Below are 13,211 nucleotides of genomic sequence, written 5' to 3'. Positions count from 1 at the left end.
CGGGTATGAACAGTACAATCTATCTTCGAGTTTACTACACCAGAGAATGAAGCACAAAGTTAGCCACAAACAGTACAGAAATGATATATAATGCAACAGGCACTTCCTTGCCCCGTCCTGCTGCCAGCTTGGCTACGGGGTATGCAATAAATCCAAATGCCATCCCGTCCACAATACTGTAAGTAAAGGGCATCATCACCATGATCAGAAATGCAGGAAACGCTTCAGTAAAATCACTGAAATCCATCTCTCGCACATTTTGCACCATTAGACCCCCAATGATGATCAACACGGGCGCAATGGCACTGTCAGGAATATAAGCCAACAGAGGAATAAAGAAAAACGTCGCTCCGAATAAAATAGCAGTTACCAGCGGTGTCATTCCCGAGCGTCCCCCCGCTGCAATGCCAGCCGTCGATTCCGCAGCGGCTACCGCCGGACTGCTACCCAAAATACCGGCAAAGATATTGGTTACAGCCAACACACGCAAGCTGTTTTTAAATAAATCCGGTCTTCCAATCATGTTGGTTTGTGCAGTAATCATACCAATATTCTCGAATAGCACAATGAGTAGGAGCAAAAAGACAGCAATCCAGAAAGCTACCGAGACAATGCCTGAAAAGGAAAGCTCTCCAAACAATTGCCCATACTGTCGCACCGTTTCAGAGGTTCGTACCGTGCTTGTAGGCTCTACAGCTCCTAGTATATAAGCAAGGCCAGTTCCCGCCAAAATGCTAATTAGTAAACCTCCCTGAACGTTACGCACAAACAATACAATAGCGAGCAGCAACGTTACACAAGCCGTAATTACCTTGGGATCATTAAAATGGCCAATAGCCACAAAAGTCGTCTGATGAGCAATCACGATGCCGCTTTTTTGCAATCCGATAAAGGTTAAAAACAACCCAATGCCCACCGTAATTCCGTGCTGCAAATTATGGGGAATCGCTTGGCTAATCAGCTTGTACAATGATGTAAAAGCCACAATGGCGAATAAAATCCCTGTGACGGCAACCACCATCAGCGCTTCCTGCCAGCTCAGCTTCATAGAATGTACGAGCGTATATGTGAAAAAAGCATTAATTCCCATCCCGGGTACAACGACCATTGGAGATTTCCCACCAAAAGCCATAAGCAGGCAGCCGATCATCGATGTCAGCAGCGTCCCGAGCATTGCCCCTTGGAGGGGAATCCCGGCATCTGCCAAAATAGTTGCATTAACCATAACAATGTATACAACGGAAAAATAAGAAATGGCCCCAGCGGCTAATTCCTTTTTCCAATGATGCTCGGGCTTGAAACCGAGACTTCTGGACCATAGTCCATCCTTCATACCAAAACCCTCCAGCAAGTTGTTCAATCTTTTTGCAGTAAGCTGCGCTTTTTCAAAACAAAAAAGAGCTGTAGCAACTGTGACACAAAGGATGTGATGCACAGAACTACAGGTCTTAAAGTGAATACATACTGCTGTAAATCTACCAATGCACTGCCATGCTATTTTTCTGCAACTTACACACCAGCGTGTTCTAACAAATCCTTCACGGCTACACTAACCATGATCAGTCCTGCTACCGGAGGTACAAATGCATTGCTTGCAGGTGGCTGCTTCGCCTTCCGGATTTCAGGTGCGTTTGGAGGTACAATTTTTTTTGTAATTTCTTCACGTGGCTTCATGGGTTCCTCATCGGAGAACACAACTTTGACGCCTTTGGTAATGCCTTCCTTGCGCAACTTGGTGCGGATGACACGGGCAATCGGGTCCATTCTCGTCTGGGAAATATCTGCTACTTGAAAACGACTTGGATCCATTTTATTCGCAGCGCCCATACTGGAGATCATCGGAATCCCCCGTTTCAGGCATTCCTTAATCAAATGAATTTTGTATATAATCGTATCCGAAGCATCCAGTACATAATCCAATTCGTACTTGAACAGTTCCTCATATGTTTCTTCTGTATAAAACATGTTCAGTGCAATCGCTTCACATTCAGGATTAATCAGCTTCACACGCTCTACCATCAGATCAGCCTTTTTTTGACCTACCGTCGTTGTCAACGCATGAATCTGGCGATTAATATTGGTGATATCTACAACATCTTTATCAATCAAAATGATGCGTCCAACACCCGTGCGCGCCAGTGCTTCCACTGCAATCGAACCGACACCGCCAATACCCAGCACGGCCACCGTGCTATTTTTCATAACCTCTAGACCTTCAGTTCCAATGGCTAGTTCCGTTCGTGAAAATTGATGCAACAATATGGTATATCCTCCCTCACTGATTTAAACTCTATGCCTGAACTCCAGCATACAAACCACGAACCCATTATCCATATGAGGGTAACGGGTTCATGGCATTCTATAAGCTATCTCATGCCAATGGATGGCACTTGCTAAGCCAAATGTTCGTCTTAAGCTTTAGGCGCAACAGGCTTCGGAGCAAGACGAATATGAAGCTGATCCAATTGAGCTTGATCCACTTCGGCTGGTGCATCCATAAGCAGGTCTGTCGCGCTGGCTGTTTTCGGGAATGCAATAGTTTCACGCAGGTTTGTACGACCTGCAAGCAGCATGACAAGACGGTCAAAACCGAAGGCAATACCACCATGTGGAGGCGTACCATATTCAAATGCATCCAGCAGGTAACCGAATTTATCCTTCACTTCTTCAGGCGGCAGATTGAGCGCTTTGAACATTTTTTCCTGAACTTCACGTTTGAAAATCCGCATCGAGCCACCACCCACTTCGTAGCCGTTCAGCACGATATCATAGGCCTGAGCACGAACTTGACCAGGATCTGTGTCCAAGAGGGCCAGGTCTTCTTCCTTCGGACGAGTGAACGGATGGTGCTCCGCTACATAACGTTTTTGTTCTTCGTCATAGCCGAGAAGCGGGAAGTCTACAACCCAGGCAAATTTGAATTTGTTATCGTCGATCAGTCCCAAATGACGGCCAATTTTCAGACGAAGTGCGCCCAATACATCAGCAACTACCTTTTTATTATCCGCAGAGAATAGTAACAGATCGCCTTCTTCGGCTCCTGTGCGCTCCTTCAATGCTTCGATTTCTTCCGGTGTGAAGAATTTAACGATAGGCCCCTTGAATTCGCCTTCTTTCACTTGAATCCAAGCCAAGCCCTTTGCTCCATAACGCGCTGCAAAAGGACCCAGGTCATCAATGTCCTTACGGCTCCACGTGCCACATCCTTTGGCATTAAGGACTTTAACTTCGCCACCCTTTTCAATTACGGAAGCAAATACTTTCACACCACTGGTTGCCACGATATCATTAACATTTATCAGCTCAAGACCAAAACGCAGGTCAGGCTTGTCAGAACCATACTTGTCCATTGCCTCTGCATGTGTAATCCGTTGGAACGGTGTTTCCAGTTCTACCCCAACGGTTTCTTTGAACAATTTCACCATAAGACGCTCCATCATAGGCAGCAAGTCATCCTGTTGCATAAAGGAGGTCTCAATATCGACCTGCGTAAATTCAGGCTGGCGGTCAGCACGCAAGTCTTCATCACGGAAACAACGTGCAATTTGGTAGTAGCGCTCCAGGCCACCCACCATCAGCAATTGCTTGTACAGTTGTGGCGATTGCGGCAAGGCAAAAAATTCGCCTTCATGCACCCGGCTAGGTACCAGATAATCACGTGCGCCCTCTGGGGAGCTTTTCGTCAAAATTGGTGTTTCCACCTCGACGAACTCTTCTCCGTCCAGGAAGTCACGGAATATTTTTGCTGCTTTAGAGCGCAGTTTCAAGGTCTGGTACATTTCCGGACGACGCAGGTCCAAATAACGGTATTTTAAACGCAGAGACTCGTCCACTTCTACACCATTTTCAATGAAGAACGGAGGTGTTTTAGACGCATTCAATACTTCGATTTCAGTGACGCGTACCTCAATTTCACCTGTAGGCAGGTTCGGGTTAATCGTTTCTGCATCACGCTTAACAATAGTACCGGTAACCTCAAGGACGTATTCACTACGGACACGATCCGCAATTTGCAGTGCGTCACCTGAATACGCCGGATTAAACACGATTTGTACAATTCCGCTACGGTCACGTAGGTCTATAAAAAGTACGCCCCCCAAATCACGACGAGTTTGTACCCAACCGTTCAATGTAACTGTTTCTCCGATATGCGCATGAGTCAATGCGCCGCATTGATGACTCCTTTTCATAATACACACTCCTGTTTATGTTTAGTAGTTAATGCTATATGACAGCCAGAGGGAAACTTCCCCTGACTGATGTTACATTATTTTATTTATCCTAATTCTTCCACCAGCTGATCCAGCTTAACGGTACGCTGCTCGCCGGTTTCCATGTTTTTTAGTGCAATTTCACCCTGAACCAGCTCATCCTCACCCAGAATCGCAGTATACCTTGCTTTAAAGCGATCGGCTGATTTCATCTGTGCCTTCATTTTACGCCCCAGATAATCTCGTTCTGCGGAAAATCCGGCTTGACGCAACTTGAATAGTTGTTTAGTTACTTCTGTTTCTGCTGCTTCTCCCAACGCTACCATATAGATATCTAAAGGCTTGGCTTCGTTCAGTTTGACACCTTGATGCTCCAGGATCAGTTGAATTCGCTCCAGTCCAATGCCAAAACCAATGCCCGGCTGATCCGGTCCGCCCAGATCTCCAACCAATCCGTTGTAGCGGCCGCCTCCACCGATCGTGTCTATGGCACCAATTCCTTCGGCTTTGAATTCGAACGCTGTCAACGTATAATAATCCAGCCCCCGTACCAAACGCGGGTTAACTGTATATTCCACGCCCATGGCATCCAAATTTTGCTTCACTTTCTCAAAATGCGTGCGGGATTCTTCATCCAAACTATCCAAAATCGAAGGTGCTCCGCCAAATTTGTCCTGGTCATCTTTGCTATCCAGCACTCGTAGCGGATTACGCTCAATGCGTGCTTGGCTCTCCTTGGTCAACGTATCCTTAATTGGCATCAAGAAGTCTACCAGATGCTGACGATAAGCTGCCCGGCTGGCTGCATTACCGACGGAGTTAATCTCCACCTGTACTCCTTTCAAGCCCAGTTCACGGCAGAATTGATACCCAAAAGCAATAACTTCTGCATCCAACGCCGGATCGACCGCACCAAATGCTTCAATTCCAAATTGGTGAAACTGGCGCTGACGCCCAGCCTGTGGACGCTCATACCGGAACATCGGGCCGATATAATACAGCTTAGTTACATCCGGCTCCCCGTATAGTTTGTTCTCCACATAGGAGCGGACAACCCCTGCTGTTCCTTCTGGACGCAAAGTCATGCTGCGCTTCCCTTTATCCTCAAAAGTATACATTTCTTTTTCCACCACATCCGTCGTTTCACCCACACCTCGAACGAACAAATTCGTCTGTTCGAACATGGGCGTACGAATCTCTCGGTAATTAAAGCGGCGGCTAATCTCACGGGCTTTTTCCTCGACAACTTGCCATTTTTCTACACTGCCCGGCAGCAAATCCTGTGTTCCCGTCGGTTTTTGAAAGGCCATTAACGTATCCCCCCATCGTTGTATTTCGTATTGTGCACTTTCTTATTGCTCCACTTTCAAATAAAACAAAAAATCCCTCGTCCTGTTAACATTAACAGGGACGAGGGATTGTCGTTTACAAATCACCCGTGGTACCACCCACATTCCGGAGTTTACCCAGACAACCAGCATAAGAATCACTCATTGCCCGTCAGCATTATACTGACTCCGCTCATACGTATAACGCCCGTAACGCGCAGTACGGCTATTATGCAGGACCATCCACTGTCGGCACAGTTGCAATGTACTTTCAGTAGGGTTTCCTCAATTGTTCGCCGCCTGTTCTCGGGGAGGTCATTCATCCGCTCATCAAGGGAATTTTTACAGCCTGGAAATTCCTCTCTGCGCTTGTGGGTTCGGAGTACTTGGTCCCGTCATCAAATCATTTTTCATTATTTTATGATTTTAATGAACCGCTTCGACAAAGTCAAGACATTCTCCCTATAATCGGACAAATAAGGCTTATAAAAAGAAAAAACCTGCGGAAACGGTCCGCAGGTTCAAAAAGATATATCAAAAGGGGGTCATGCTGTTATTATAAACAACGAATATTAAGGAATGATGTTTCGAATATTACAATTGTATTACAGTCACTCTTTTGCAGCTGAATTTCTCAAGTATCGACAATCTCTTGTGTCGCGCTCTCAGCTTTAATCCAACTGCGATACATATCCACGATTGGAACGTAGCTTATAAATGACCTCATCATAATCGGCATCATTCACCTTTGCTGATAATACATACCGTAATTCATCTTGATCACCGTTAATATACACATCTGTCGCACGGAGCAACCCTCCGTCATGATTCGTTGTTCCACCCCGATCTTCATTCAGATCCCTTTGGGCTGAGCCAGAGTTAATCTGGCCATCCTTCGCATCTGGTAGAATATTTTCGCCATAAGCACCCGCCGCAGGGATTGCCGCACCTGCAGAGCCTCCTGTGCTCACAGAACCTGTATTGTTATAGGGGACCAGCGGAATTAAAACTCTCGTCTCCCGACCGAGCGCATCATCCAAAGCACCTACTTCCAAATGTTCAGTTCTATAAGCTTGAAGCGAGGCTCTGGCACCCTCAGCTTCATCTTCTGTGCGAAAATAAGCCTGAATCTGTTTTGCCATATCAAATCCTCCTCGTTTGGGAATTGTACTGGCATTAATCTAAGGAAATATTCACGTTCAAATTACAATGCTTTTAATAACTCACGCACAAAGGCAGGCTCATCCTTAGGGGTCCGAGACGTAATAAAGTTACCGTCCACAACCGCCTCTCGATCCTCAAAATGAGCACCCGCATTAATTAAGTCATCTTTCAACGGAGGATAAGCAGTAATCGTCCGGCCTTGTAACAAATCGGCACTCGCCAAAATTTGTGGCCCGTGACAGATAGCGCCAATCGTTTTTTTGGACTCGTTAATTTCAGTCACAAATTTCAGAACATGTGCATCCAATCGCAGATTTTCCGGGGAGGATCCGCCGGGAATAACAACTGCATCATAGTCACTTGATTTCACATCTGCAATGGCTTTTTCAATAGTGTAGCTTGCTTTACCTTGCTTACCGCTCACTTTCTCACCTTGCTTCAGCCCAACAATATCTGCCTCATGTCCAGCCTTTTTTAATTCATCATAAGGTACCTTCATTTCAGAATCTTCAAATTGGTCAGCTAATAAAAATGCAATTTTACTCATTAATGTTCAGATCTCCTTTCCGGTTATCCTCGAAAAAGTTAAAATTAAGTTTGTTTGTCTACCACGATTTGTTATTACCCGCTTGATCTGTTTTTATAACAATCGCAGCGGCGGAAAAGAAAAAGGAGCCTTTCGGCTCCTGCACTAATTCAATGCTACATATTTTATTTTTGACCTCTTTATGCTACTTCCGGGTAGCACCTCATAACGTAACGTTACATTTAACCCGATGTTACCTGCGTGGCAAAGCATCCCGTCCCGGCTTGTCGATGGCTGTTGCAACATGCTGTAATAACGTATCAGCATTACGTGTAAGGCTGATTGCCTCCTGCATACTACCGGGAAAAAGCAGCATAGTGCTTCGATGCCCGTCCATTTTCGGGGTTTGACGCATAGCTTCGTCTCTCCTGTCACCCTTAGGCTATCCGCCTGGCTAATCACCAATCGGGATGACATTATGATCCCTCTGAACAGCTATTTTATTCTACTCAGACCACGCCGTGAATGTATAGTTACGAACGTTCGGTATCCAAAATCAGTGTCACTGGGCCCCAGTTCGTCAATGAAACATCCATCATAGCCCCAAAAATTCCCGTTTCTACCTCCAGGCCCTTGGCTCGAAGCTGACTGTTGAAGAAATCATACAGCTTTTCCGCTTCCTCAGGTTTGGCCGCCCCCATAAAGTTAGGCCTTCTTCCTTTACGGCAGTCACCATACAACGTAAATTGAGAGACAGACAAAATGGCTCCACCGACATCCAGAACGCTGTCATTCATTTTACCTTCAGCATCCTCAAATATACGTAATCCCGCTGTTTTATCCGCCAAATAAACGGCATCGGCTGCAGTATCTCCCTGACCAATACCAACCAGCAGCATTAATCCGGTTCCAATCTTGCCGACCACCTTTTGATTCACCGTTACCTGAGCGTCTTTACAGCGCTGAATAATGATCTTCATCGCCTATCCGATATCTCCTTTAACCTTCCCTTTTAAAAGGTGCTCACAGCCGTATTATGGCTCTTTTAGCAACCCATGGGTCTTTCTACCCAAGATGTGTTACAAAGGCTATAAACCTATCTGTACGCTTAATAAGGTTATTGCATAATCCGATGCACAGTGTATACATCCTTCACCCGTTTAATCCGTTCGACAACAGAATGCAAATGATCCGTGTTGCGAATGAGAATCGTGATGTGAATCATCGCCATTTTATTTTTATCTGTACGACCTGTAACGGCCGAGAAGCTGGTTTTGTTCTCAGAAATGGCCTGAAGCACTTCATTCAGCAAACCGTTGCGATCATGCCCCGTAATCTCAATATCGACACTGTAGTTGACTTCCGCTGCTTCTTCCCACTCTACTTCAATCACACGTGCCTGGTCTTCGCCCGTACCCGAAGGAATATTCGGGCAATCCGTCCGGTGAACGGATACGCCGCGTCCACGTGTTACATAGCCAATGATGTCATCTCCCGGTACGGGATTACAACATCGTGCAAAACGAACGAGTAAATTATCGACGCCTCTGACGCTGACACCGTTGGTCGGTGTTTTTTTCCGTTCGCCCTGCGGCTTGTACTCCTTGACCTCGGTCGTCAATTCGATCAACCGTGCCTCTTCTTGTTCCTTACGCAGCTTCTCTGTCAAACGTGTACAAACCTGCGCTGCGGTTATACCACCAAAGCCAATCGCAGACAGCATATCTTCGGAATCGTTAAAAGAGAACTTCTGTGCCACTTCCTGAAGCTTGTCGTCGCTCATCCACACCGATGGCTCGATATCACGTTTTCTCAGTTCACGTTCCAGACTTTCGCGGCCTTTTTCAACATTCTCCTCACGCTTTTCTTTCTTGAACCATTGTTTGATTTTACTGCGCGCGTGAGAGGACTGAGCAATTTTGAGCCAGTCCTGACTAGGTCCATAAGAATGCTTGGACGTCATAATTTCGACAATATCACCGGTTTTAAGCCGATAATCCAAAGGTACGATTCTTCCATTTACCTTAGAGCCAATCGTTCGATTGCCAACTTCGGTATGAATACGGAAAGCAAAGTCCAGCGGAACGGATCCGGCCGGCAACTCAATGACCTCTCCCTTAGGAGTAAACACAAACACAAGGTCTGAGAAAAAGTCCATTTTGAGCGATTCCACAAATTCCGACGCATCCTTCGCTTCATTTTGCAGCTCCAGAATTTCTCGAAAAAAGGTGATTTTATCCTCAAAGTTAGTGTTGTTTGCTCCGTTGCCTTCTTTATAGGCCCAATGGGCCGCAATCCCGAATTCAGCGGTACGGTGCATATCCACTGTGCGAATTTGTACCTCGGTAGGCTCCCCGTTGGGACCTACTACTGTCGTATGAAGGGACTGATACATATTGGCCTTAGGCATAGCGATATAATCTTTAAACCGCCCCGGCATCGGCTTCCACAACGTATGGATAATCCCCAGTGTGGCGTAACAGTCTTTAATGTTATCCACAATAATTCGAATCGCCAGCAAATCATATATTTCATTGAATTGCTTGTTCTTCGTCGTCATTTTTTTAAACACACTGTAAATATGTTTAGGGCGTCCGGACAGGTCAGCCTGAATACCCATCTCTTCCAGCTTTTCTCTGATACGCTGTATAACATTATCAATAAACTGCTCCCGCTCTGCCCGCTTTTTATGCATCAAATTAGCGATGCGATAATACTGCTGAGGATTCAGATAGCGTAAAGCAATATCTTCCATTTCCCATTTAATGGCCGAAATACCCAGTCGGTTTGCAACCGGACAGAAAATCTCTAACGTTTCATAAGCAATCCGACGTTGGCTTTCCTCTGACTGATATTTCAAAGTACGCATGTTATGCAGACGATCTGCTAACTTAATGACGATGACACGAATGTCCTGCGCCATAGCAATAAACATTTTTCGATAATTTTCGTTCTGTTGTTCTTCCTTGGAACGGAACTGAATACGCTCCAGCTTCGTCAGACCATCGACAAGCATCGCACATGTATCGCCAAAATGCTCGCGAATCTGCGCCAAAGACACCGTTGTATCCTCCACAACGTCATGTAAAAGAGCGGCGATAATGGAGATGGTATCCATCTGCATATTAACGACGATATCAGCAACCGCAAGCGGATGCAGAATATAAGGTTCACCGGACTTACGAGTCTGGCCGGAATGGGCCTGCTCGGCAAAATCATAGGCGTCCCTGATGCGGATAAGATCTGCTTCTCTGGTATAGGCCCCGGCCTTTTTAAGTAATTGCTCTATCCCCATTCTGCTCTATTCCGTGTCCTTTCTATGCAAAATGGAACCCGCCGATCAATGTCGCGCAAAGGTTCCCTTTTAAAAGTGATTTCCTACAATTATGACGGTTAGCACGTCACACGTCAACTATTACAGGTTTGGCATTGTCGCATTATTCTGTCACACATGGTAAGTAAAATCAGGATTGTTGACGAAATGAAACGAATTATATTGAAAAAATTACGAAAAGTAATTAATGTATATAAGAATAATTGAAAGAACTAAGGAGTGAACTGCGTTGCAACGCGAAATTCAAGTTAATGAAAAGCTACCGGCAGGACCTGGGTTCCTGCTCAGCGTACAGCATTTGTTTGCCATGTTTGGCAGCACTGTGCTGGTGCCGAATATTTTCGGCGTCGATCCCGGCATGATTTTGCTAATGAACGGTATTGGCACATTGTTGTACATATGGATCTGCCGCGGCAAAATTCCCGCCTATCTCGGCTCCAGCTTCGCTTTTATCGCTCCCGTCAGTCTTGTGCTTAAAAACAATCCCGGCGGCAACGGCTATGCTATGGCCCTCGGTGCTTTCATCGTTACAGGTATTATTTTCTGCCTCGTCGCACTGGTGATCAAATATGCCGGAACCCGTTGGCTGGACGTCGTTTTTCCTCCAGCTGTTATGGGCTCCATCGTAGCCTTAATCGGTCTGGAACTGGTTCCGGTTGCAGCAGGTATGGCAGGCATTATCAATGCCGATCCTACTAAGGCCTGGACTCCAGATCCCAAAACGATTACTCTTTCGCTCGTTACACTCGGGGTCACTGTTCTGGGTGCGGTATTGTTTCGCGGCTTTGCCAAAATCATTCATATTCTGATCGGTATCGTAGTGGGCTATGTACTTGCTTATTTTATGGGCATGGTCAATACACAAGCCATTGCAGACGCTCCTTTTTTCGGACATCCTGCAATTACCACTCCCGTTTTTAATACCTCTGCTATGCTGACGATTCTTCCTGTTGCTCTGGTCGTCATCGTAGAGCATATTGGTCACTTGCTTGTGACTAGCAACATTGTCGGGCGCGAACTGTCCAAAGATCCTGGTCTCCATCGCTCTCTGCTAGGTAACGGTATTTCCACCGTCATTTCCGGTTTTGTGGGTTCTACACCTAATACGACTTATGGTGAAAATATTGGTGTCATGGCATTAACTAAAGTGTACTCTGTATGGGTCATTGGCGGAGCGGCTGTCATTGCCATCCTATTGTCCTTCTCAGGCACGTTCTCAGCGATTGTTTCTAATATTCCAGCTCCAGTTATGGGTGGCGTATCCTTACTATTATTCGGTGTCATCGCTGCCTCCGGTCTAAGAATCTTCGTTGAGCAAAAGGTTGATTTCGCCAAGCCAACCAACATGCTGCTTGCGACCATCGTGCTTGTTGTCGGAATCAGCGGTACTACGCTCACTTGGGGCGCTGTAACCTTGAAAGGTATGGCATTGGCTACAATCATCGGCATCATCCTCAGCTTGTTCTTTAAGCTGATTGACGTGCTCGGCTGGTCCAACGATAAATCGCAGGAACCTTTAACCGAGAAAACACCAGATTGATATCTTTTTTTCAACTTTAAAACGCCGCTCCATGTTAGTTATTGATCAACACGCTCAGGCTGTATAGACAAGCGTGTAAAAAAGATCCATATCTCATGGAGCGGCGTTTTTTTATGCACGGCCTTTTTTTAATAGATAATCCTTCATCCTTCTCCAGAGCGCCCCCTCCACGTTAGTTGCAATATCCGCTTTAACCCTCGATATGCAACGAGCAGCATTTTTACTTATTTCCTTATCTAGCTTCTGCTTAGCAAAAAAATAAGGACAAAAAACTGATTGAAATCAGCATGACCTCTATGCTCCTTATGGCCACCTCTACTCTTTTTCTTCATCGACAATTTTTTAAAAAATTATTAAATATCTCCAACAAAGTGGCTGGTGGTTTGTACCAATTAAACAAAGCCCAAACTTAAAACACTGCTAAACAAAATAGTCCGATGGAGCAACTCTTTAGATAAAGAGATGTTCCATCGGACTATTTAGGTGATCCGTTCATAATTATTTCCCGGGAAACCCGGTTTCGAAATACTTAATACGTAATCAGAGTGAATACATCTACATCAGGCAGTTTCGCCCGACCGTTTAGATCAGACAGCTCGATAAGGAAAGCAGCCCCTGCCACATTGCCACCAAGCTGGCGTACCAAGTTCACGGATGTAGCAATAGTTCCACCTGTAGCAAGCAGGTCATCAGCAATCAGAACATTTTGGCCTGGCTCTATAGCATCCTTATGCATCGCCAGTGTATCTTTACCATACTCCAAACCGTATGCTTCCTCAATGGTTTCCCCAGGGAGCTTGCCACTTTTACGGATGGGAATAAAACCAACACCAAGCGCATAAGCCAAAGGAGCACCAATAACGAACCCACGTGCTTCTGGCCCTGCAATCAAATCAATTTTCAAATCCGATACCAGTTCCTTCATATCGTTGATAGCCTTGCGGTACAGTTCACCATTTTTCATCAGGGTCGTAATGTCCTTAAAACTAATCCCTGGTTGTGGAAAATCGGAAATCACCCGAATATATTCTTTGTAGTCCAACTTAGTTCCTCCTACTGTAACTTCAAATTAGTATATACATTTTACAACATAAATTGCGAAATAGTA

11 protein-coding genes are annotated in these 13,211 nt (G+C 45.6%); 1 reads left to right on the top strand and 10 read right to left on the bottom strand.

Going from position 1 to position 13,211, the window contains the following annotated elements; all coding sequences use genetic code 11:
• Positions 1 to 34 precede the first annotated feature (34 nt).
• The 9 genes from ACUYLD_RS15780 to ACUYLD_RS15740 form a co-directional block, all read right to left on the bottom strand.
• On the bottom strand, positions 35 to 1,333 hold the full coding sequence (locus tag ACUYLD_RS15780) for an NCS2 family permease (RefSeq protein WP_061829368.1): 1,299 nt from the start codon (positions 1,331 to 1,333) through the stop codon (positions 35 to 37).
• Between the two features lie 176 nt (positions 1,334 to 1,509).
• Positions 1,510 to 2,259 carry a tRNA threonylcarbamoyladenosine dehydratase gene (locus ACUYLD_RS15775; RefSeq protein WP_446675464.1) on the bottom strand — a complete coding sequence of 250 codons (750 nt, stop codon included), beginning with the start codon at positions 2,257 to 2,259 and terminating at the stop codon, positions 1,510 to 1,512.
• Positions 2,260 to 2,411: 152 nt separating this feature from the next.
• Positions 2,412 to 4,190, bottom strand: coding sequence for an aspartate--tRNA ligase (gene aspS, locus ACUYLD_RS15770; RefSeq protein WP_061829369.1), 1,779 nt, complete (start codon positions 4,188 to 4,190; stop codon positions 2,412 to 2,414).
• Positions 4,191 to 4,276: 86 nt separating this feature from the next.
• On the bottom strand, positions 4,277 to 5,521 hold the full coding sequence (gene hisS, locus ACUYLD_RS15765) for a histidine--tRNA ligase (protein WP_023989920.1): 1,245 nt from the start codon (positions 5,519 to 5,521) through the stop codon (positions 4,277 to 4,279).
• A gap of 689 nt (positions 5,522 to 6,210) precedes the next feature.
• Positions 6,211 to 6,681, bottom strand: a complete 471-nt coding sequence (locus tag ACUYLD_RS15760; RefSeq protein WP_250260596.1) for a hypothetical protein — start codon at positions 6,679 to 6,681, stop codon at positions 6,211 to 6,213.
• Between the two features lie 62 nt (positions 6,682 to 6,743).
• Positions 6,744 to 7,250 (bottom strand): type 1 glutamine amidotransferase domain-containing protein, encoded by a 507-nt coding sequence (locus ACUYLD_RS15755; protein ID WP_134903560.1) that lies wholly within the window; start codon positions 7,248 to 7,250, stop codon positions 6,744 to 6,746.
• 232 nt (positions 7,251 to 7,482) lie between these two features.
• Entirely contained in the window at positions 7,483 to 7,644 is a 162-nt protein-coding gene (locus tag ACUYLD_RS15750; RefSeq protein WP_250260595.1) for a hypothetical protein, read from the bottom strand.
• A gap of 118 nt (positions 7,645 to 7,762) precedes the next feature.
• Positions 7,763 to 8,209 carry a D-aminoacyl-tRNA deacylase gene (dtd, locus tag ACUYLD_RS15745; RefSeq protein WP_023989923.1) on the bottom strand — a complete coding sequence of 149 codons (447 nt, stop codon included), beginning with the start codon at positions 8,207 to 8,209 and terminating at the stop codon, positions 7,763 to 7,765.
• A gap of 137 nt (positions 8,210 to 8,346) precedes the next feature.
• Positions 8,347 to 10,524 (bottom strand): RelA/SpoT family protein, encoded by a 2,178-nt coding sequence (locus ACUYLD_RS15740; protein WP_134903559.1) that lies wholly within the window; start codon positions 10,522 to 10,524, stop codon positions 8,347 to 8,349.
• Positions 10,525 to 10,792: 268 nt separating this feature from the next.
• Between ACUYLD_RS15740 and uraA the strand changes: the two genes are divergently transcribed.
• On the top strand, positions 10,793 to 12,103 hold the full coding sequence (gene uraA / locus ACUYLD_RS15735) for a uracil permease (RefSeq protein ID WP_061829372.1): 1,311 nt from the start codon (positions 10,793 to 10,795) through the stop codon (positions 12,101 to 12,103).
• A 529-nt stretch (positions 12,104 to 12,632) separates the two neighbouring features.
• Here uraA and ACUYLD_RS15730 read toward each other — a convergent pair.
• Entirely contained in the window at positions 12,633 to 13,145 is a 513-nt protein-coding gene (locus ACUYLD_RS15730; protein ID WP_029514814.1) for an adenine phosphoribosyltransferase, read from the bottom strand.
• Between the last annotated feature and the right edge of the window lie 66 nt (positions 13,146 to 13,211).

This window comes from Paenibacillus sp. SER-28 (assembly GCF_052906305.1).
Note: the sequence above shows the minus strand (reverse complement) of the source record. Positions and strands in the feature narration are given on the sequence as shown.